Source organism: Aequorivita todarodis (genome assembly GCF_028561335.1).
Taxonomy (GTDB): domain Bacteria; phylum Bacteroidota; class Bacteroidia; order Flavobacteriales; family Flavobacteriaceae; genus Aequorivita; species Aequorivita todarodis.
This window is the reverse complement of the sequence record NZ_JAQQTG010000051.1, coordinates 51406-73488: the sequence shown is the minus strand read 5'-3', so window position 1 is coordinate 73488 and position 22083 is coordinate 51406. Positions and strand designations below refer to the sequence as shown.

Here is a 22083-nt window from a genome sequence, read left to right as displayed (position 1 = left end):
AAGATTATTGGTTTAAATTATTTTACTTCCCAAAGATTATTTTCAGGATTAATATCCGCCATTCTTCGCGTGGCATCTATCATCATATTTTTTACTTTTTTACCGTTCTTTATTTCAAAAGTATAGGTCGGGTATGCCCACGGCCAATCTTCCAAAACGGTGCGCTTGAGTTCAGTGAATGGGTTTGGCTTTTCGCCCCACATCATCCGCAATGGAATGTAGAACAATTCCTGCGAACCGTCTTCATAGGTCACGTAAAGGTCTATGGGCATTGGCATCAAGCCGATTCTCTCCAAAGTTACCTTTGTGCTTTCACCTTCGCTTTCCACAGCTTTTATTCCGTAATCGATGGTGTTTGTGGTTTGCGTCCAATCTGTTAGGTACCAATCCAACTCAAAGCCCGAAACCTTTTCCGCGGTGCGGATAAAATCATTTGGTGTGGGGTGCTTAAATTTGAAATCGGAATAATACCGCTTTAGTGTTTTTGAAAGGTTTTCTGGTCCGATAACGTATCCTAACTGCGTTAAAAATACCGAACCCTTGCTATAGGCATTTATGCCGTAGGAACGATTGGTAGCGTATCTGTCGGCATGGGTAGTGAGGGGCTGTTCCGCGCCGCTTGTGGCCATATAGAAATAACTTCTGTAGGAACCGGCGTGCGGATTTGGTTTGTTTTCCTCCATTACATAATTCATGGCCTCATCTGAAATGTAAGAAGTAAAACCTTCGTCCATCCACTCGTGTTTGCTTTCGTTGGTAGCCAAAACAAACTGAAACCAGGAATGTGCAAGCTCGTGGGCGGTTACACCTACAAGGCTTCCAAACTCACGCCCACCCGTAATCATGGTACATATGGCATATTCCATTCCGCCGTCGCCACCTTGTATTACGGAATATTGCTCATAGGGATATTCCCCAATGTGCTCGTTGAAAAATTCCATCAATGCCGCCGTTTTCGGTTGCAGGTTTTTCCAGTTCTCGGCAATTTCAGGATCGTTCTTGTAGAAGAAATGAAGGGTTACACCATTAGGCCCGGGATAGGTATCGTGTACATATTCATCATCTGCAGCCCAAGCAAAGTCGTGTACATCGGGTGCCAAAAAGTGCCAAGTATATTTTCCCTTTTTAGGTTTCATCCACTTTTGACCGGGAACGGTGTATCCGTGACCTACTTCGGCGGGATTTTGAAGATAACCGGTTCCGCCAATGGTATAATCGGCGTCTATGGTTATGGTAACGTCATAATCGCCCCAAACGCTGTAAAATTCGCGGGCAATGTATGGGTCAGCGTGCCAGCCTTCAAAATCGTATTCGGCTATTTTTGGGTACCATTGCGTCATCGTTAAGGCAACGCCCTCAGAACTGTCACGCCCCGAACGTCGGATCTGCAACGGCACTTGCGCGTCCCAGTTCATATTAAACACGGTGCTTTCGCCCGGCAAAATAGGTTTGTTCAGCAATACCTGCATCACTGTACCTTTAATGGTATAATTTGCGGCAACGCCATCCTGTGTGAAAAGCGTTGGTTTAATGTATCCAATTTCCGAAGGGGATAGTTTTGAAATCCTATCCATCACGCGGCTATCCGGATCTGCGATGGTCCGCGAACGCACGTCCATTTCGCTGCCCGGCTGGAATGCGTTGAAGTAAAGATGATAGAAAACCTTTGTCAAGGTATCGGGAGAGTTGTTCGTGTATTTCAACTCCTGCGTGCCTTTATATTGAAAGGTTTTCACGTCCATATCGACGGTCATTTTATAATCTACTTCCTGCTGCCAATAGCATTTGTTATTCTGCGCAAATGCCGAAAAGGATATTGCTATAAAAAAGAAACCGGTTAGAAGCTGCTTCATAAGTTGGCCATTTTATCTGCCATAATTAGGGCGTTGTACATATTTACCATTTTCCCCGATTTTGAAATATTAGCGAAGGAATCGGTATTTGATGGGTCGCCGCCCAAAACCACCTGGGTGTTGGTTGAAAGGCCGCTATCCATTAAAATTTGCTTTACTTGTGCTGCGGAAAGGTTTGGGTAATAGGAACGGATCATTGCGGCAACACCCGCAACTTCAGGCGAGGCCATAGAGGTCCCCTGCAGGAATTGATAGGTGTTTAAAGGCGTAGTTGCCCAAATTTTCACGCCGGGCGCAAATACGTCAACGTTGGTTTTTCCGTAGTTTGAAAAATTTGCGACCATTTCACTGCCATACTTAAAGTTTAGCGCGCCCACGGTCAAAAAGGAATCTGCCATTTCGGAACCATTGTCAAATTGATCGTTTGGATATATGTTTACGGTGTCAAGATCCAAACCGTCGTTCCCTGCAGCGTTAACAATTAATACGTCTTTTTCCGCGGCATATTTAATGGCATCGTAAACCCAATCAGCGTGCGGTGAGTAATATTTTCCGAAGCTGGTGTTCAGCACTTTGGCGCCGTTGTCCACCGCATAACGGATTGCCAACGCGATATCCTTATCGTACTCATCACCATCAGGCACTGCGCGCACGGCCATTATTTTAACGTTGTTTGCCACGCCGTCCATGCCAATGCCGTTGTTGCGCTGTGCGGCAATAATACCTGCAACGTGCGTACCGTGCTTTACATTTTCACGTGTTGGGTCTGGCCCGGCCACATTGTTGTCTCCGTAAATATTGTCGGTAATGTCTTCTGGGTCATCGCCCAAAACGCCACGGAAATCTTTGGTCATATTGAAATTGTTTTCCAATCTTCCATCAAAATATTCCAGGCCTTTATTAAGTTCTTCCAAAACTTCGGGTACGGAGTCGGCAAAATTCAGCATTTGGTTCAGCATTGCGATTTGCTGCTGCTCTTGTGGCGATGGATTTTTTATTGCGGCAAGGTCTTCCTGCGTATAGTCTTCCTTTCCAAGTTTTTTGGCCATGGCCTCGTGGGTGGGCTGCAATTGTGAAAGAATCTGCTCGTAGCGCGATTTGTTCCCGGTTACTTCGGCCAATTCCTTTTCGTATTCGGCTTTTGCTTTTTGGTACATTGCAAAGTCCTTTCGGTCTGCGGCGCTGATTGAAGCTTCACTCTTTCCATCAAATTTAGGCTTGAATTTTCTGATGATGCGCACATACTCCATGTTTTCACCGGTAATGTCGCCAAGGAAATTCCACCCGTGGACGTCGTCTATAAAACCGTTGTTGTCATCGTCAATACCGTTGCCGGCAATTTCCCCCGGATTGGTCCAGATTACGTTTTTTAGGTCTTCGTGGTCAATATCTACACCACTGTCTATTACACCCACGATAACCGTTTCTCCCTTGCGTTTTTTGATGATTTCGCTGTACGCTTTGTCAACGCTCATTCCGGGCACGGTGTCGGTTACAAGGTCCATTGCTGGCCAGTGTTTTAACTGTTCCTCGGTTAGCGGCGTAATTTTTAAAGGGTTGGAATCGATATTCTGAATGGGAGTGGCGACAATGGCAGCACCGCTGCCGCAGCCTGCCAAAACAGTTGAGATGGCAACTGCGAATAGTGTGGTCTTAAAAAGATTCATTTTTTTTGAAATAAGTGTTAATTAAAAAATTCGTTAAGTGATAAGGTTTCGTTTAATCGAACGCCCTTATCGGTATTTTTAACCGTTATTATCGGGTTGTGGGCATCGTGCTCCAAAAAAAGATAGAAGTTATTTTCAGCGGCTCTGTTCAGAAATTTCTCCTTTTCGGGAAGTGTAAGTAAAGGTCGCGTATCATAACCCATCACAAAGGGAAGCGGCAAATGGCCTGCCGTAGGAAGCAAATCTGCCATAAAAACCAGGGTCTTTCCTTTATAGTTGATGTGTGGGATCATTTGCTTGTCGGTATGTCCATCCACAAAAAGAATTCCAAAGTCCATTTCATCGGGCTCTGCAAAATCTGATTTGGGCTGCGATACAAATTTCAATTGTCCGCTTTCCTGCATCGGCAAAATATTTTCTTTTAAAAAGGAAGCCTGCTCCCTTCGGTTTGGTTCGGTGGCCCATTGCCAATGGGCTTTGTTGCTCCAAAAAGTCGCGTTTTTAAAAGCCGGTTCATAGCCTGTACGGTCCTTGTTCCACTGCACGCTGCCGCCACAATGGTCAAAGTGGAGGTGCGTCATAAAAACATCGGTAATATCGTCGCGGTGGAAACCGTATTTTTTGAGCGAATCGTCTAAATTGAAATTTCCCCACCGGTAGTAATATCCAAAAAATTTCTCGCTTTGCTTGTTGCCCATTCCCGTATCGATCAAGGTAAGCCGATCGCCGTTTTCAATAAGAAGACAGCGCGCGGCAATATCTATCATATTGTTGGCATCGGCTGGATTGGTTCTGTTCCAAAGGGTTTTTGGCACGACCCCGAACATGGCGCCGCCATCGAGTTTAAAATTTCCGGCTTCAATAGGGAATAAATTCATAATCAGAAGAAATGAGTCGCAAATTAACAAAAGCGTTACATTCCGTGCACTGAAGTATAAATTAATTATACTATTTTTAACAATTCATTAATATTTCGTGGAAACGAAAAATCTTTAATTTACCGAAAACCCTTTTTTAATGGTAGAACTTGCAGGAATTATTATTTTAGGAATTTTAGCCCAATGGGTTGCTTGGAAATTCAAAATCCCCGCAATTTTACCTTTGATTCTGATCGGTCTATTGGTAGGCCCGCTTTCCACCTTTATGTCTGCCGATGGCGCCCAATGGCTTCAGCCTATCTGGAATGGTGAAAAGGGGCTGTTTCCCGGGGAAAATCTTTTTTATTTTGTGTCGCTTGCCGTTGGGATTATTCTGTTTGAAGGAGGGTTGACCCTTAAAAGAGATGAAATCTCGAAAGTTGGGCCTGCTATCGGGAAGCTTATAAGCATTGGGGCCGCAATCACTTTTATTGGCGCAGGAATTGCCGCACATTATGTTTTCGGGCTTAACTGGCGTATATCTTTTCTATTTTCGGCACTGATAATTGTAACTGGACCGACGGTAATTACTCCAATTTTAAGAAATATTCCGCTTAAAAAAGATGTTGCGGCCGTTCTCCGGTGGGAAGGAATCCTTATTGACCCAATCGGTGCACTTGTGGCCGTACTGGTATATGAGTTTATTAGCGTTGAGGGCGATTCAGGCTATACAAAACAGGCGTTGCTGGATTTTGGAAAAATTGTTTTAATAGGCATGGCTTTTGGAATTTCGGCAGGATATGCACTTTACTTTTCCATAAAAAAGAAACTTGTGCCGCATTATTTGTCCAATGTGGTTTCGCTTTCCTTGGTTATGGCGGTTTTTGTGATCAGTGATCTCTTTGCGCACGAATCGGGGCTTTTGGCGGTGGTGGTCATGGGGATGTTTCTCGGCAATAGCGATTTGCCAAGCCTAAAGGAGCTTCTTTATTTTAAGGAATCGCTCAGTGTGCTGCTGGTTTCCATACTTTTTATTCTGCTTGCGGCAAATATAAGCGTGGAAGATCTCTTGTTGGTCTATAACTGGAAAACCGCAATTTTACTGGCCATTGTTATTTTTGTGTTGCGGCCTATGACGGTTTTTGCCAGTACCGTGGGCTCTTCGCTCAAAACCAATGAAAAACTGTTTATAAGCTGGGTCGGGCCTCGCGGGATTGTTGCCGCGGGTATTTCCTCGCTTTTCGGAACCCAATTGGTTTCAAAGGGGGTTGTTGGAGCAGAATATATTACACCTTTGGTTTTTGCCGTGGTTTTGATAACCGTAATTATAAATGCCACAACCGCGAGGGTCATGGCAGGTTGGATGGGGGTCTATTTAAAGAAATCGGAAGGGATCATCATGGTCGGGGCTTCCAAAGTGTCTCGCTTAATTGCTACCTACCTGCATAAAAACAACCGCCATGTGGTTTTGATAGATTCCAACCAATTAAATATCAACAGGGCAAAAGAGCTCGGTCTGGAAGCTTTTACAGCGAATATTTACGCAGACGATCTAACCGATAATATTGAACTTAACGATGTGGGTTACCTATTGGCAATGACCGGCAGCGATGAGATCAACAAACAGGCCATCAACCGCTTTGGAAAATATTTTGGCGAGAACGGAACCTTTCGTTTGATGACTTCGGAAGAAATGCGCAACCGCAACAGCCTTTCGGCAAAGGAACTTTTTTCATACACCCACGATTATACACGTTTTATGGAAGTGGCGCAGGATTTCCCGTCCATACAGGAAATTCCGGTGGGGAGCCACAACCAATTTTTGCGGGTGTTGAACATTATCGGCGAAAATGAGAACGCCATTCCACTTTTTCTGAAACGTCCCAACGGCTTTTTGGATCTTATTACCGCACCAACGGAACTGGAGGTGGAGGAAGGGAGCAGTTTGGTTTATTTGGGCAAACCGATGGATTTTGAAGATGTTGTGAACGCCACACGTTCAGAAAATGAAGCAAAAGAGAAAAAATAATTGTGCAATAAAAACGTTTTGATTAAAACTTTTTTTGATGAAAAAAACTTCCTTGATTATAGCAATAGTTTGCGGCCTATCCATTTTTTCCTGTAAAAAGGATGACAGCATCAGTTGCACCACCTGTTCTTCGCCCGAAACGTCCGATTTTCAGGTTTGCAAGGAAAATGATGGTAATGCATCCGTTAACGGTCAAAACACGGGAACGCCCTATGATACCTATATTTCTGGATTGGAACAGGCTGGGGCGAGTTGTGGGAATTAACCATTGTATTTTGAGGCTATAATCCAATTCATTTTTAAGAATGAATTTGGAATAACAGGGCAGGACTTTCATTTACCTTTAAAATATCCACAGAACTTATTTGCCCTATTTTTCCTAAAACCAAGGTCTCGTCAAGAGTTGCTATTTTGGAAATTTTTATGGTGGAAATTTGTTTTAATCCGTTTTTTGAACTGGGCTCAAGAACAATATCCCATTGTTCACTGTAAATGATGTTTGAAGCAATACAAAGAAACAACAACATCTGCTCCTCTGCTTATCAAGACAAGAGCGGGTCTATTTTTAGAACCCGATAAATCTGTAAAAGGGAATTTGACGAGTACAATATCTCCCTTTTTTATCAATACTTTTCTTTAATATCTTCTATGGTATAAGTTAGGCTGTCTTCTTTCAAAAAATCAAAAGAGGTTGAATTTTCCATCAAGGTTTCCATTCCTTTTTGCAATTGCTCCTCTTCATATTTCGCGAGCAGGAAAGAGGCGTATTCAGCAAGAGCGAGTATCTTCTCTTTCGGAAGTTTAGAAAGCGTGCTTATCGTTTCTTCTATAAGATTATCTTTTTTCATTTCTCAATTATTCTATAAAATGAAAATATAAAATAATTAATCATTCAACTTCAGCACGGCCATAAACGCTTCCTGCGGAATTTCCACATTGCCCACTTGGCGCATGCGTTTCTTTCCTTTTTTCTGCTTTTCCAGCAGTTTTCGCTTCCGCGATATATCGCCACCGTAACATTTTGCGGTAACGTCTTTTCGTAATGCTTTTACAGTTTCTCTGGCAATGATTTTGGCACCGATGGCCGCCTGAATAGGAATGTCAAACTGCTGCCGCGGGATAAGCTGGCGCAATTTTTCGCAGATTTTCTTCCCAATATCATAGGCATTATCGCGGTGAAGCAAGGCCGAAAGTGCATCCACAATATTTCCATTCAACAGCACATCTACTTTAACAAGGTGCGACTGGCGCATGCCTATGGGCGAATAGTCAAAGGATGCATAGCCTTTTGAAACGGTTTTCAATCTGTCGTAAAAGTCGAAAACGATTTCTGCCAACGGCATGTCAAAAGTAAGTTCAACCCGTTCGGTCGTTAGATAGGTTTGGTTCGTAATTTCGCCTCTTTTTTCAATACAGAGCGACATCACGGAACCCACAAAGTCGGATTTTGTGATGATTGTTGCTTTAATATAGGGCTCTTCCACCCGGTTCAATTTTGAAGGGTCCGGCAAATCGGAAGGATTGTTCACCAAAATGGGAACATCCGGCTCCTTATTGCTGAATGCGTGATAGGAAACGTTCGGAACGGTGGTAATCACCGTCATATCAAACTCTCTCTCTAACCTTTCCTGGATAATTTCTAAGTGGAGCATTCCCAAAAACCCGCAGCGGAAACCAAAACCCAGGGCAGCGGAACTTTCGGGAATGAAAACCAAGGAAGCATCGTTCAACTGCAATTTTTCCATGGAGCTTCGCAACTCTTCGTAATCTTCAGTGTCCACAGGGTAGATTCCGGCAAAAACCATCGGCTTAACGTCTTCAAAACCCTCAATCATATTTACGGTCGGATTTTTTGAATCGGTAATGGTATCGCCCACTTTTACTTCTTTGGCTTCTTTTATTCCGGTAATTAAATATCCTACATCGCCGGTTTTAATTACATCTCTTGGAAATTGTTTCAGCCTTAAAGTTCCCACTTCATCTGCATAATAGCTTTTTCCGGTAGCCATAAACTTGATGTGCTGTCCTTTTCGTATTTCACCATTAAGAACTCTAAAATACGTTTCAACCCCGCGGAAAGGATTGTAAACCGAGTCAAAAATCAAGGCCTGTAACGACTCCTCCGGGTTGCCTTTTGGCGGTGGAATACGCTCGATAATGGCGCTCAAAATTTCTTCAATGCCAATGCCGGTCTTGGCGCTTGCGGGAATTACCTCTTCAGGCTTGCACCCCAACAGATCCACAATATCATCGGTCACTTCCTCTACGTTTGCAGAAGGAAGATCTACTTTGTTCAAAACCGGAATTATTTCCAAATCATTCTCCAAGGCCAAATAAAGGTTTGAAATGGTCTGCGCCTGTATGCTCTGTGCCGCATCAACAATGAGTAGCGCCCCTTCGCAGGCAGCGATGGAACGGGAAACTTCATACGAGAAATCCACGTGGCCGGGGGTGTCTATCAAATTCAGCGTATATTTTTCGCCTTTGTAAACATAATCCATCTGGATGGCGTGACTTTTAATGGTAATGCCACGCTCGCGCTCCAAGTCCATATTGTCCAGCAATTGGTCTTGTTTTTCGCGATCGGTCACGGTGCCGGTGGCATCCAAAAGGCGGTCTGCCAAGGTGCTCTTTCCGTGGTCAATATGGGCTATAATGCAAAAATTGCGGATGTTCTTCATAAAAATTCCTTCTCGTGCTTACAAGTTGCAAATATAGATTAAAAGAGTGATTTTAAATATTTTGATTAAAACACTTAAAATTAATGCTTCATGATAGTTTTTGTTTAATATTTTTTTAACATATTTGTACTGTAAAGCTGTAATTCAGCTATTTTTATTTGTTTTCTCCCCAGAAAGAATCATAGTAACCGGTGTCGCCCCAGATATCTACTTATGTTATGACAAGACTTTTCATGCTTTTGTGCTGCCTGCAGGGCGGTATTTTGTTGGCGCAGGACTTCTCAGTTTCTGGAAGAATAACTAATGCAGAAAATGCGCCTTTATCTTTTGTAAATGTGCTGGTTTATGAGGCCGAATCGGAAACGCCCTTAAAAGGCACTACTACCGACGATGACGGTTCTTTTATTCTGAAAGGTTTAAAGGCCGGAAACTATACCTTTAACTTCAGTTATATTGGTTTTGAGGATCACAATGAAGCCGTCGAACTTTCCTCGAACAAGGATTTCGGCAAAGTCATTCTTAACACAAGTCCTGAAATGCTGGATGAAACCGTTGTTACCGCAAAATTGCCAACGGTTAAGAAGACTCCCGGGAAATTGGTTTTCAACGTTGAGAATTCTTCCTTTTCTGTTGGGAGCACTATGGACCTTCTTAAAAAAACCCCCGGCGTTGTTGTTATTGGAGAGGATATTCAAGTGAAGTTTTCTTCGCCCATAATTTACATCAATGGCAAAAGGGTCTATCTGTCTTCTTCCGAAGTGGCTTCGCTATTGCAGAATATGGATGCCGCTTACATAAAATCTGTTGAGGTCATCACGAATCCTTCTGCAAAATATGACGCCGATGCAGGCACGGTGCTGAATATTGTTACCTCAAAAGCTATTTCCATTGGCTATAAGGGTTCCGTTGACGCAACTTATGAACAGGGCATTTACCCAAAGTACAAATTTGGAACGTCGCACTTTTACAAAAACAATTGGCTGAACGTTTACGCCAGTTATACCTACGGAAAAAGAAAGGAATATAAGGAAGATGATGGCTATGTCAGGTTTTTTCAACCGAATGAAGTTGATACAAAATCTATTTGGGAAACAAATTTTGACCGAACTACCGAACATGAAAACCACAACGGAAACGTTGCCTTGGATTTTACGCTGAACGAAAGGAATTCAATAAGCCTTACTTCAAACATTTCCGCCTCTCCGAGAATTGACTACAGCAATAACGGAAAATCTTTAATTTACAATCCGCAACGGCAACTGGACTCAACGATCACCACCTTGAGCAACGTAAATTATGAAAAAAACAATCTTACTTTTGCCTTAGATTACCATAGAGAGCTGGATGATAAAGGATCGACGCTTTCCGCCTCGGCAAATTATATATATTACGATAATTTGCAGAACCAGGGCGTGAGTTCTGATTATTATTTGGCAAATGATGATTTTTCGGGAAACAATAGTTTTTACACGGAATCTAAACAGAACAACAACATTTTTACGGGCCAAGCCGATGTTTCAACAGGGCTTTGGGGCGGAACTCTTGAGGCGGGGCTCAAATTCAGCAATGTAAACACAGAGAGTGTTTTGGATTTCTTCGACACCGAAAACAATACACAGGTGTTCAATAATGCGCTGTCTGACAATTTCAACTATACGGAGAACATTTACGCAGAATACATAAACTTTGAAAAAGAGTGGGAAAAATGGAGCCTTACCCTTGGCCTTCGTGGCGAATTTACCGAAATTGAAGCGGATTCGCGCGCTTTGGGGCAGGTGAACAACCAAGACTATTTTGATATTTTCCCCTCCGCCTCTTTTCATTATACCATAAATGAGAACGACGGCATTGGGCTAAGCTATAGCAGAAGTATTGACCGCCCGCGGTATCAGAGTTTGAATCCCTTCAAATATTTCATTACCGAACGGGATTACAACAGCGGCAACCCAAACTTGGTCCCAGCGGTAATCGACAAAGTTACTTTGACCATTGACCACAAAAGCAAGTTATTTTTTGAGCTTTATTATGAAAATGTTGAAAACAGTTTAGACGTGCTCACATTTCAAAACAATAATAATAGCACGTTGGAAAGAATTGATGCCAATTTGATCCGGAGTTATCAATACGCTTTTGACGTTACTTATTTTAGTTCGCTCAATTCGTGGTGGTGGATGCACTTTAACACCTCTACCTTTTATTTGGCCAATGAATTTTATGCGTTGCAAAGTGCTGAGGAAAAGTACACCAATGACACTTTTGGGCAATATCTATTTCTTACCAACCATTTTACACTTTCCAAGGATCGTACTTTTACGGCAGACCTGACGGGGAAATACATTTCAAATTTTGTCTTTGGAAACCGATATTTCAAGAATCAGAGTTTTTTGAATATTTCTGTAAGAAAGGATTTTTGGAACAAGCGCGCAAGCTTGACAGTAGGCGTGGATGATATTTTTGACACCTTGAAGGATATGGCCTCCACCTCGCGCTATTACAATCAGGACAATCATTTTTACGCAAATCTGGAATACAGGGTGTTCCGTGTAGGTTTCAAATATAACTTCGGAAATGCACGCCTTCGCGACAATGCCAAACAGATAAAAACCGACGAGGGCGATAGATTGGAGAGTAGCAATTAGCTTCCTTTGTTTCAATCGAAATCTTTTAAAATCACATTTTGCTGATATTTACTACTTTTGCAGTTCAAAAAGAAAGAATTGCCGAAAATAGGAAACATACAATTGCCAGATTTTCCATTGCTGCTCGCGCCGATGGAAGACGTTAGCGACCCGCCGTTCCGCGCCCTTTGCAAGGAACAGGGCGCCGATGTGGTTTTTACCGAATTTATCTCTTCCGAAGGGCTTATACGCGATGCCGCCAAAAGCGTGATGAAACTGGATATTTACGAAAAGGAACGTCCCGTGGGCATCCAGATTTTCGGCGCCGTTTTGGAATCGATGCTGCGCAGTGTTGAAATCGTGGAGGCCAGTGGCCCGGATATGATTGACATCAACTTTGGCTGCCCCGTAAAAAAGGTAGTTTCAAAAGGTGCGGGTGCCGGAATTTTGAAGGATATCGACTTGATGGTAAGCCTAACCGAAGCCATGGTAAAGCACACCAAGCTTCCCGTTACCGTAAAAACCCGTTTGGGCTGGGACCACGATTCCATAAAAATCGTTGAGGTTGCCGAACGCTTGCAGGATGTGGGCTGCCAGGCACTTTCCATCCACGGACGTACCCGTGCGCAGATGTACAAAGGCGATGCCGACTGGAAACCCATAGCCGAGGTAAAGAACAATCCGCGCATGCACATTCCCATCTTCGGAAATGGCGATGTTGACACGCCCGAAAGAGCCATGGAAATGCGCGACAAATACGGTTTGGACGGCGCCATGATTGGCCGGGCAAGTATTGGCTATCCGTGGTTTTTTAAGGAAGTGAAGCACTATTTTAAAACAGGCGAACATTTGCCGCCCCCAACAATGCCGGAACGTGTGGATGCCGCCAAACGCCACCTGCAAATGGCGATAGATTGGAAAGGCGAAACTTTAGGCGTTTTTGAAACCCGCCGCCATTATACCAACTATTTTAAGGGCATTCCAAACTTCAAGGAATACCGAATGAAAATGGTAACCAGCGATGATGCTTCCTCGGTTTTTGAGGCTTTTGATGAAGTCTTGGAAGCTTTTGGGGATTATGAGTTTGCTTAAGGGATTAAGCACTTTAATTGCCTTTTTCCGTAAATCCTTGTTATCTTTGAAGTTCAACTTTCGCAATGAATAAGCTTAAAATCCTCAACACCCATTTTATTACTTATAATGTAAAACGCTTTGTATTAGAGAAGCCCGAAGGATTTAAATACACCCCCGGACAATCGGCACATATATCCATCAATCTGCCAGAGTGGAAGGACCAGCTTCGCCCGTTTACATTTACCTCTTTGCAAAGCTGGGATTATTTGGAATTTATCATAAAAATATACGATGACCACGAAGGCGTGACTTTCCAAATGGGCAAGTTGAACACAGGCGATGAACTGTTGCTTCACGATGTATATGGTACAATCCATTATAAAGGTCCGGGAATATTTATTGCCGGAGGAACGGGCATTACCCCTTTTATAGCGATTTTCAGGGCGCTTTTCGAGAGTGGAAATCTGCGCAATCTTGCACTTTTGTATTCAAATAAAACCAAGGATGACATTATTTTGCACGATGAACTTACAAAGATGTTGGGGCCGGCCTATAGAAATGTATTTACCCAAGAAGGGGTTATCGGTTTCCGCGAACGCAGGATTGACCGTAAGTTTCTGATAGAGACCATTGGCGATTTTAGCTCCCGTTTTTATGTTTGTGGCCCTGAGATTTTTACGGAAGAAGTCTGTAAAGCTTTAATAAGTTTGGGCGCAGACCCGGAATATCTTATAATTTGAGTATTCGAAAAAAAAATTAAACCAGCAATTTCTCCCGAACCCTGCTTGAGGCAATTTTTGAGGCAAGGACCCCCAAAACACTTATAGTGGCAAAAACAATCACGATGTTGATTAATTTCAATTGAACGGGATAGGGCAAGGTGCTTGTTATGGAAACAAATTCAAATTTCAATTGTGCCAACACCGCAAGAATCCCTAAAAAAATTCCCAGCAATCCGCCCAGCAAGCTCATCAGCGTTCCCTGCAAAAAAAAGATACGTCTAATTTCCTTTAAAGACGCGCCCATATTATACAGCGTTTTTATGTTTTTCCGCTTGTCCAATACTATCATAATAATGGAGCCAATTACATTGAAAAGCGCAATAATAACGACCAAGGTAGCGATAAGATAGACCGCCAGATTTTCGGCATTCAGCATTTTGTAGAGCGCATCATTTTGCTGGATTCGGTTTTTTATGAGAATATTTTTTGGGAATATCTCCCCAATTTCCCTGCGCACTTTTTCTTCGGAAGTGCCCGGTAGCAGCTTTATTTCAACGGAAGAAATTTTTGTGCTGTCCAGTGAAAGTAAATTTCGGGCAAAGTCCAAATCAGAAAAAACATATTTCGCGTCCAGATCCTCATTTATTTGATAGACCCCGGAGACCACGGCATTTTCTTTTGTGAACGCATCGGAAGGATCGAGCGCACTTAATTGTCCCGTTCCCGGTTTTGGCACATATATTTCCAACAGATTGGAATAATCGTTCACGCCCATTGAAAGTTTGGCAATGGTGGAAAGGCCAACGACCACTTGATGTTCGTGGGGCACGAACCATTCCCCAAAATACATGATACTGTCCAATTGGGTCACTTTTCCATAGCGGGAATCCACGCCTTTTATGTAGGCGATGTGGTTTTTTCCTTTGTAGTGGAGAAAAACACGCTCCTCAATTATTTCTGAAAAGTTTTGAATCCCTTCAATTTTTTGAAGCTGTGCTTTTTGTACTTCAGAAAAAGGAATCGTTTTTCCGCTTTCGGGCAGAATTTTTAAGTCGCTATCAAATTCATTGGTAAACTGGAGACTGAAATCCTTTAAGCCTGAAAATCCCGAAAGCACTATAAATAAAGACATCGCACCCACAACGACGCCAATAGCGGCGATGGCCGTAATAATATTGATGGCATTATTACTGCTCTTTGAAAACAAATAGCGCTTGGCGATGTAGAGCGAAAAATTCAAGTTATGACTTTTTTCGTTTCGGAAGCAAATCTGGATTTTTCAGCGGATTTTCTTCGCCTTTTACGGCTTTGTCAATCTTTTCGATATATTCCAAAGAATCGTCGTTATAAAAAGAAAGATCGGGCATTTTGCGCAGCTGGTGTTTCGTTAATTGGGCAATTTGGTGTTTTATGCCCGGTTTTAGTTTATTGAGTTCTCCCACAATGGTTTCGGCTTTATCTGCGGGAAACACGCTTACATATACCTTCGCAATGGAAAGGTCCGTGGTTACGCTTACCTTGCTTACCGAAATAATAATGCCCGTTTGTCCTGCTTCGCGAAGCATATTTTGAAGGACGTTCGCGAGGTCGCTTTGCAGAACCCCGGCAATTTTCTTTTGTCTGTTGCTTTCTACCATACTGCAAAAATAGGACATAAAACCATACCGAATGTTAATGGAGCCACAAGCTTGTTGAAATTCAATGGAATTAAGTTTGTATTTTTGGAACATTCAATACATTTTACATGGAAAAAATAGAACACATAGGGATTGCGGTGAAGAATATTTCAGAAGCGAATAAAATTTATGAAGCTTTATTGGGAATTGCCCCCTATAAAAGTGAAAAGGTAGAAAGTGAAGGTGTTGAAACCTCCTTTTTCCGCTGCGGCGAAAGTAAGATAGAGCTTTTGGAAGCCTCAAATCCTGATAGCCCGATTGCAAAATTTATTGAAAAAAGAGGGGAAGGAATTCACCATATAGCTTTTGCGGTAAATGATATTAAAACGGAAATGGAACGACTTAGAAATGAAGGTTTTATATTGTTAAATGATGTTCCAAAAAAGGGAGCAGACAATAAGCTGGTGGCCTTTCTTCACCCAAAGTCCGCAAATGGGGTATTGGTAGAGCTTTGCCAAGAAATTGAGAATAACCAAAAATAGTTTTGCTGTATTTATAAAGTGTTTTACATTTGCAATCCTATAATTTATCCAAAGACCGTGGGTTTATAGCACATACATGGTAAGTGGATATTTGAAATTTTGAAAATAAGAAGGTCCCATAGCTCAGCTGGTTAGAGCACCTGACTCATAATCAGGGGGTCCATGGTTCGAGCCCATGTGGGACCACTTTTTAATGTTGATTCATTCCTTATATATAAGATTTTTGTTGAATCTAAATGATAGTGGCGAGTCCCTATATATCGGGATGCACGGAGCGTTAACACAGAGTTTATCTGGAGCGAAGCCGAAGGGCTCAATATAAACTCAGCCAAAGTGGGTCCGTGCGCTGTGCTGGGCCTGTTGAAGTACGGCACCATTTTATTTAACTGATTATTTGATTATCCAATTATAATCCGATTAAATGACAATTTTCACGATTAAAATGAGTTATTAACCATTCAATAACTCATTTTTTATTTGAGGATAAAAAAAAATTATTACTTTAGGCGCATAAATACGATCCCAAATCGTTAATGAATAACTATGACATCACTTATTTATAATGTTATAATTCTTGCTATCCAAACTACTTCTGGTGGTCAAGGTCCTCCGCCACCTTCCCAGAATCGAGGACCTGAATTACCAATAGACGACAATTTATGGGTCCTGCTCATTGCAGGTATTTTATTGGGAGCCTATATATTTTATAAAAGAAGCCGGGTTATAAATAAGGCTTCATAAGGTTTTTCACGTACTTCCCAATAATATCAAATTCCAAGTTTACTTCGCTTCCGGCTTTAATTTCCTTAAAATTTGTATTCTCAAAAGTGTAAGGGATAATCGCGACACTAAATTCTCCTTTTTTAGAATTTACCACCGTTAGGCTAACGCCATTCACCGTAATGGAACCTTTTTCAACCGTGCTGAACCCTGAATTTTTATATTCAAAAGTAAAAACCCAGCTACCGTTTTCGTCTTCCACTTTTTTACAAATTGCCGTTCCATCCACATGGCCCTGCACGATATGGCCGTCCAGCCTATCACCCAGTTTCATGGCTCTTTCCAGGTTAACCAAAGAACCTTTTTCCAAGGTTTTCAAATTTGTTTTGTCCAAAGTTTCCTTAATGGCAGTAACCACATAGACAGAATCCTTTAGTCCCACAACGGTTAAACACACTCCGTTGTGCGACACGCTTTGGTCTATTTTCAGTTCCTGTGCTAACGGGCTCTTTATTTCTATCTGAAGATTTTCACCCTCTTTGGCAAGATGGGCTATTTCGCCAACGCTTTCAATAATTCCTGTAAACATTGTAGTATTTAGTTACATTTGTACTGCAAAAGTAACAATTAAAAGAGCCAAACATAATGAGCATAGAGGACAAAATAACAGTCGGCATTTCAATAGGCGATATCAACGGGATTGGAAGCGAGATAATTCTGAAAACGTTTGAGGATTCGCGCATGCTGGAGTTTTGTACGCCCGTTATTTTTGCTTCGGTAAAACTGATGTCCTTTTTCAAAAAACATTTTGAAACCGATATCAACTTCCACGGAATAGATAAAATAGAAGATCTTGTTCCAAAGAAAATAAACGTGCTGAATGTTTGGAAGGAACACGTTGATGTTGCCTTTGGCGAAGAAAATGCGACAGGAGGCGAATATGCCATTAAATCCTTGAAGGCTGCTGTTGCCGCGTTAAAGGATAAAAAGATAGACGCTTTGGTTACCGCCCCCATCAACAAGAGCAACATTCAATCTGAAAGTTTCAATTTTCCTGGGCATACCGATTATTTGGCGCAGGAACTAAAAGGTGAAAGCTTGATGCTCTTGATTTCTGAAAACCTGCGGGTTGGGCTTTTAACGGACCACGTGGCCGTAAAGGATGTGGTAAAAAACATTACCCGGGAACGAATAGACAAGAAGATCAATACCATTTACCATACATTAATTGAAGATTTCGGAATTGAAAAGCCAAAAATCGCCGTTTTGGGCATCAATCCCCACACGGGCGATAACGGAGTGATTGGCGATGAAGACGACACTATTTTGCGCCCCGCTCTGGACAATATTCGCAATAACGGAAAAATGGTTTTCGGGCCTTACGCGGCAGATAGTTTTTTTGGATCCGGGAATTATAAAAATTTTGACGCCATAATCGCATCCTATCACGATCAGGGCTTAATACCCTTTAAAACACTTGCTTTTGGGAGGGGGGTAAACTTTACCGCTGGGCTTGATCGCATACGCACCTCGCCGGACCACGGTACCGCCTTTGATTTGGCCGGAAAAAATGAAGCCAATTTTGAATCCTTCCGAGAAGCGGTTTTTAGCGCCGTTTCTATTTTTGAAACCCGTGAAGAATACAAGGAAATCAGCAAAAATCCATTGCAGACTACACGAAAAAAAAGCTACTCAAAAAAGAAATAGAAAAATTAATTGCTATTCAAATAATTTTTTATCTTTGCACCCGCCTTATCCGTAAGGTTAAGGTCTTAAATAGGTGTGAAAATGAAGGATTTGAAAGAGTTTACCATCCCTTTCGTAGGGCTGAAATTAGGAAAACACCAGTTTAACTTTGAATTAAAAAAAGCGTTCTTTGAGCATTTTGAGTATGACGAATTTAATGACGCTGCCATTAATCTCGACGTACTGCTGGAAAAAATGAGCACGTTGCTGGAGTTCACATTAACATTTGATGGAACCGTAAACGTTGCTTGCGACATTACAAATGAGCCCTTTGACCAGGAAATTTCGGGTTCTTATAAATTTGTAGTAAAATTCGGGGAGGAATACAATGACGAAAATGAAGATTTGCTCATTTTGCCCCACGGAAGTTACGAAGTGAACATTCAGCAATATATTTATGAATCTGTTGTGTTGGCCATGCCTTCGCGAAGAATTCATCCCGGGGTAAAAGACGGAACATTAAAAAGCGACATACTCGACAAACTTGAAGAACTAAGTCCGAAAGCGATAGGTGAAGAAGCAACGCCCGAAGACGAAAATACCGATCCCCGATGGGATTCATTAAAAAAACTATTAACGGATAAATAATAAAAAGCAATGGCACATCCTAAGAGAAAAATCTCGAAAACCAGAAGAGATAAGAGAAGAACGCATTACAAAGCTACTGCCCCTACACTTGCAATAGACCCAACAACGGGTGAGTCGCATTTATTCCACAGAGCACACTGGCACGAAGGAAAAATGTACTACCGCGGTCAAGTTGTGATTGATGCAACTGAGCAAGTAGAAGCTTAATTCTATACATTTTAATGAAAAACTCTCACGGGAACGTGAGGGTTTTTTTGTTTTTTCACTTTGCGAAAAGTCAAAAACAACTTAATAAGTGCCGAATTTCAAGTAAAATTTAGTAATTTTCACTCTTTTTAAAAGATTTTTGGTCTTTTTTGTGAATTTTAATTCAGCTTTATGAATACTATCACGGCAGCTATTACCGCTGTAGGGAGTTACGTTCCAGATTACGTTCTCTCCAACAAAGTTCTGGAAACTATGGTAGATACCAACGATGAGTGGATTACTACCAGAACCGGAATCAAGGAACGAAGAATATTAAAGGATAAAGACAAAGGCACCTCCTATCTTGCTATCCAAGCAGCTAAAGACCTTCTCCAAAAAAGCAATACAGACCCTGCCGAAATTGATATGGTTATCATGGCAACCGCAACGCCAGACATGCCAGTAGCAGCCACGGGAGTTTATGTGGCTACGCAAATTGGCGCCGTAAACGCTTTTTCATATGATTTGGTTGCCGCCTGCTCCAGTTTTCTCTTCGGAATGTCAACCGCGGCCCGATATATAGAATCCGGAAAATATAAAAAAGTACTACTTATTGGCGCCGATAAAATGTCGTCAATTATTGATTATACCGATAGAACCACCTGTATCATTTTTGGCGATGGTGGCGGGGCCGTTTTGTTTGAGCCAAATACCGAAGGACTCGGCGTGAAAGACGAATACCTTCGAACCGATGGCGTAGGAAGACCTTTCCTAAAAATTGATGCTGGCGGGTCGTTGCTTCCCGCATCCATTGAAACTGTTAATAACAAACAACATTTCGTGTTTCAGGAAGGAAAAACAGTTTTTAAATTTGCCGTTTCAAACATGGCCGATGTCTGCGAAAAAGTGATGAAAAACAATAACCTTACCGGTGAAGATGTGGACTGGCTGGTGCCGCACCAGGCCAACAAACGTATTATTGATGCCGCTGCTTCCCGCATGAAATTGCCCGATGAGAAGGTAATGATGAACATCCACAAATACGGCAATACCACTTCTGCAACCTTGCCGCTTTGTTTGGCCGATTACGAAAAACAACTTAAAAAAGGAGATAATTTGATATTCGCTTCCTTCGGGGGAGGCTTTACTTGGGGCGCCGTTTACTTGAAATGGGCCTACGATTCAAAATAATTTTAAACAACCCAAAAGACTAAACTGTATATTATGGATTTAAAGGACATTCAAAACTTGATCAAGTTTGTGGCAAAAAGCGGTGCCAGCGAAGTTAAACTTGAAACGGAAGACATAAAGATCACGATTAAAACAGGATCTGAAGACGGGAAAGGTGAAACAACGTACATTCAGCAAATACCTGCAATGTCGCAGCCACAGGTGCCAGCACAGCCCCAAACTGCCGCCGCACCTCAACAAGCCCCACCTGCTGCGGAAGCCCCTGCAACGGATTCCAAATTTATAACCATCAAGTCGCCCATCATAGGTACTTTTTATAGAAAACCATCCCCAGACAAACCTGTTTTTGTTGAGGTGGGAAGCACCATCAAAACGGGCGATGTTCTGTGTGTGATTGAGGCTATGAAACTTTTCAACGAAATTGAAAGTGAGGTTTCCGGTAAAATCGTAAAAATTTTGGTTGACGATTCCTCTCCCGTAGAGTTTGACCAACCCCTATTTTTAGTAGATCCATCGTAAATATAAATCTCAAATTCCAAATCCCAAATTCCAACTTTGGAAGTTGGCGCTTGTAATTTGTAATTTCAAAACAGTATGTTTAAAAAGATATTAATTGCAAATAGAGGTGAGATTGCGCTGCGAATCATTCGCACCTGCCGAGAGATGGGCATTAAAACGGTTGCAGTTTATTCAACCGCAGATGCAGAAAGTCTGCACGTACGCTTTGCAGATGAGGCTGTGTGTATTGGCCCACCGCCCAGTAACTTGAGCTACCTTAAAATGTCCAATATAATCGCTGCCGCGGAAATAACCAATGCAGATGCGATTCATCCCGGCTACGGATTTCTTTCCGAAAATGCCAAGTTTTCAAAAATCTGCCAGGAGCACGGCATTAAATTTATTGGCGCTTCCCCAGAAATGATTGACCGCATGGGCGATAAAGCTTCTGCCAAAGCTACGATGAAAGCGGCTGGAGTTCCCACGGTTCCCGGGAGTGACGGCATTATCGAATCATATGAAAAGTGCGAAAAGCTGGCCGAAGAAGTCGGTTATCCTGTTATGCTGAAAGCTACCGCAGGAGGTGGAGGAAAAGGAATGCGCGCCGTTTGGAAAAAGGACGAACTTAAAAAAGCGTGGGATAGCGCCCGTCAGGAAGCTGCCGCCGCCTTTGGAAACGATGGAATGTATATGGAAAAACTCATTGAAGAGCCACGCCATATCGAAATCCAAATTGTGGGCGATAGCACAGGTAGAGCTTGCCATTTAAGTGAGCGCGACTGCTCCATTCAGCGTCGCCACCAAAAACTTACAGAGGAAACGCCCAGTCCGTTTATGACTAAAAAGCTGCGTACCGATATGGGCAACGCCGCCGTAAAAGCTGCCGAGTACATAAAATACGAAGGTGCCGGAACTATAGAATTTTTGGTAGATAAACACCGAAATTTCTATTTTATGGAAATGAACACCCGTATTCAAGTGGAGCACCCAATCACCGAACAGGTTATCGATTACGACTTAATCCGCGAACAGATTTTGGTTGCCGCCGGTGTTCCAATTTCAGGAAAAAATTACACACCCCAGCTGCACGCCATAGAATGTAGAATAAACGCGGAAGATCCTTATAACGATTTCCGTCCTTCGCCGGGTAAAATAACGGTTTTGCACGCCCCCGGAGGCCATGGGGTACGTTTGGATACGCATGTATATGCGGGCTATACTATTGTCCCGAATTACGATTCCATGATCGCAAAGCTTATCACCACCGCACAAACCCGTGAGGAGGCAATAAACAAGATGAAGCGGGCTTTGGACGAATTCGTAATTGAAGGCATAAAGACTACAATCCCGTTCCACCGCCAATTGATGGACGAGCCGGATTATGTGGCTGGAAATTACACCACTGCCTTTATGAATACGTTTAAAATGAACGAACCTGAGGAAGAATAAATTTCAAATTCCAAAAATAAAGCACCAAATTCCAAAATCAATTATT

21 protein-coding genes and 1 tRNA gene are annotated in these 22083 nt (G+C 42.3%); 13 read left to right on the top strand and 9 right to left on the bottom strand.

What is annotated here, in order from left to right; all coding sequences use genetic code 11:
• Window positions 1-17: 17 nt before the first annotated feature.
• Genes POV26_RS14745 through POV26_RS14735 form a run of 3 tightly spaced genes read right to left on the bottom strand, consistent with a single transcriptional unit; the run spans window position 18 to window position 4398 of the window.
• Window positions 18-1853, bottom strand: coding sequence for a M1 family metallopeptidase (locus POV26_RS14745; RefSeq protein WP_272857232.1), 1836 nt, complete (start codon window positions 1851-1853; stop codon window positions 18-20).
• Entirely contained in the window at window positions 1850-3520 is a 1671-nt protein-coding gene (locus POV26_RS14740; protein WP_272857231.1) for a S8 family peptidase, read from the bottom strand. Before POV26_RS14740 ends, POV26_RS14745 begins: the two co-directional genes overlap by 4 nt.
• Before the next feature lie 17 nt (window positions 3521-3537).
• Entirely contained in the window at window positions 3538-4398 is an 861-nt protein-coding gene (locus POV26_RS14735) for an MBL fold metallo-hydrolase (protein ID WP_272857230.1), read from the bottom strand.
• Between the two features lie 139 nt (window positions 4399-4537).
• Between POV26_RS14735 and POV26_RS14730 the strand changes: the two genes are divergently transcribed.
• The gene (locus POV26_RS14730) at window positions 4538-6406 is read left to right on the top strand and encodes a cation:proton antiporter (protein WP_272857229.1); all 1869 of its coding nucleotides are present in this window, start codon (window positions 4538-4540) and stop codon (window positions 6404-6406) included.
• Between the two features lie 37 nt (window positions 6407-6443).
• Window positions 6444-6671 carry a hypothetical protein gene (locus POV26_RS14725; protein WP_272857228.1) on the top strand — a complete coding sequence of 76 codons (228 nt, stop codon included), beginning with the start codon at window positions 6444-6446 and terminating at the stop codon, window positions 6669-6671.
• Window positions 6672-6705: 34 nt separating this feature from the next.
• Here the strand turns inward: POV26_RS14725 and POV26_RS15410 are convergent, their stop codons facing one another.
• From POV26_RS15410 to lepA, 3 genes are all read right to left on the bottom strand, one after another.
• Window positions 6706-6933, bottom strand: a complete 228-nt coding sequence (locus POV26_RS15410) for a type II toxin-antitoxin system PemK/MazF family toxin (RefSeq protein ID WP_419180023.1) — start codon at window positions 6931-6933, stop codon at window positions 6706-6708.
• Between the two features lie 96 nt (window positions 6934-7029).
• Complete coding sequence (locus POV26_RS14720) at window positions 7030-7254, bottom strand: hypothetical protein (RefSeq protein WP_272857227.1); 225 nt, start codon at window positions 7252-7254, stop codon at window positions 7030-7032.
• Window positions 7255-7290: 36 nt separating this feature from the next.
• On the bottom strand, window positions 7291-9087 hold the full coding sequence (gene lepA, locus POV26_RS14715; RefSeq protein WP_272857226.1) for a translation elongation factor 4: 1797 nt from the start codon (window positions 9085-9087) through the stop codon (window positions 7291-7293).
• A gap of 218 nt (window positions 9088-9305) precedes the next feature.
• Here lepA and POV26_RS14710 point away from each other — a divergent pair, with 218 nt between their 5' ends.
• The 3 genes from POV26_RS14710 to POV26_RS14700 all read left to right on the top strand — a co-directional run bounded on the left by POV26_RS14710 (window position 9306) and on the right by POV26_RS14700 (window position 13519).
• Window positions 9306-11726: a TonB-dependent receptor domain-containing protein gene (locus POV26_RS14710; RefSeq protein WP_272857225.1), complete on the top strand. Its 2421-nt coding sequence runs from the start codon at window positions 9306-9308 to the stop codon at window positions 11724-11726.
• A gap of 78 nt (window positions 11727-11804) precedes the next feature.
• On the top strand, window positions 11805-12797 hold the full coding sequence (gene dusB / locus POV26_RS14705; protein ID WP_272857224.1) for a tRNA dihydrouridine synthase DusB: 993 nt from the start codon (window positions 11805-11807) through the stop codon (window positions 12795-12797).
• Between the two features lie 65 nt (window positions 12798-12862).
• Complete coding sequence (locus tag POV26_RS14700) at window positions 12863-13519, top strand: ferredoxin reductase domain-containing protein (protein WP_272857223.1); 657 nt, start codon at window positions 12863-12865, stop codon at window positions 13517-13519.
• A gap of 16 nt (window positions 13520-13535) precedes the next feature.
• Here POV26_RS14700 and POV26_RS14695 read toward each other — a convergent pair whose 3' ends face one another.
• Both POV26_RS14695 and rbfA read right to left on the bottom strand, forming a co-directional pair.
• Window positions 13536-14741 carry an ABC transporter permease gene (locus POV26_RS14695; protein WP_272857222.1) on the bottom strand — a complete coding sequence of 402 codons (1206 nt, stop codon included), beginning with the start codon at window positions 14739-14741 and terminating at the stop codon, window positions 13536-13538.
• Window position 14742: 1 nt separating this feature from the next.
• Entirely contained in the window at window positions 14743-15138 is a 396-nt protein-coding gene (gene rbfA, locus POV26_RS14690; protein ID WP_272857338.1) for a 30S ribosome-binding factor RbfA, read from the bottom strand.
• Between the two features lie 107 nt (window positions 15139-15245).
• Here rbfA and mce point away from each other — a divergent pair, with 107 nt between their 5' ends.
• Window positions 15246-15659: a methylmalonyl-CoA epimerase gene (gene mce / locus POV26_RS14685; protein ID WP_272857221.1), complete on the top strand. Its 414-nt coding sequence runs from the start codon at window positions 15246-15248 to the stop codon at window positions 15657-15659.
• 112 nt (window positions 15660-15771) lie between these two features.
• A tRNA-Ile gene (locus tag POV26_RS14680) sits at window positions 15772-15845 on the top strand.
• Between the two features lie 535 nt (window positions 15846-16380).
• On the opposite strand, the gene POV26_RS14675 is transcribed toward POV26_RS14680, so the two are convergent.
• The gene (locus tag POV26_RS14675; RefSeq protein WP_272857220.1) at window positions 16381-16968 is read right to left on the bottom strand and encodes a riboflavin synthase; all 588 of its coding nucleotides are present in this window, start codon (window positions 16966-16968) and stop codon (window positions 16381-16383) included.
• A 56-nt stretch (window positions 16969-17024) separates the two neighbouring features.
• Between POV26_RS14675 and pdxA the strand changes: the two genes are divergently transcribed.
• From pdxA to accC, 6 genes are all read left to right on the top strand, one after another.
• Entirely contained in the window at window positions 17025-18086 is a 1062-nt protein-coding gene (gene pdxA, locus POV26_RS14670; RefSeq protein ID WP_272857219.1) for a 4-hydroxythreonine-4-phosphate dehydrogenase PdxA, read from the top strand.
• Between the two features lie 81 nt (window positions 18087-18167).
• On the top strand, window positions 18168-18713 hold the full coding sequence (locus POV26_RS14665; RefSeq protein ID WP_272857218.1) for a YceD family protein: 546 nt from the start codon (window positions 18168-18170) through the stop codon (window positions 18711-18713).
• Between the two features lie 9 nt (window positions 18714-18722).
• A complete protein-coding gene (rpmF, locus tag POV26_RS14660; protein WP_111843057.1) occupies window positions 18723-18920 on the top strand; it encodes a 50S ribosomal protein L32 in 198 nt (65 codons plus the stop codon).
• A gap of 171 nt (window positions 18921-19091) precedes the next feature.
• Window positions 19092-20090 carry a beta-ketoacyl-ACP synthase III gene (locus POV26_RS14655; RefSeq protein WP_272857217.1) on the top strand — a complete coding sequence of 333 codons (999 nt, stop codon included), beginning with the start codon at window positions 19092-19094 and terminating at the stop codon, window positions 20088-20090.
• A 33-nt stretch (window positions 20091-20123) separates the two neighbouring features.
• Window positions 20124-20609, top strand: a complete 486-nt coding sequence (accB, locus tag POV26_RS14650; RefSeq protein WP_272857216.1) for an acetyl-CoA carboxylase biotin carboxyl carrier protein — start codon at window positions 20124-20126, stop codon at window positions 20607-20609.
• A gap of 75 nt (window positions 20610-20684) precedes the next feature.
• Window positions 20685-22037, top strand: coding sequence for an acetyl-CoA carboxylase biotin carboxylase subunit (gene accC / locus POV26_RS14645; RefSeq protein WP_272857215.1), 1353 nt, complete (start codon window positions 20685-20687; stop codon window positions 22035-22037).
• Window positions 22038-22083 lie beyond the last annotated feature (46 nt).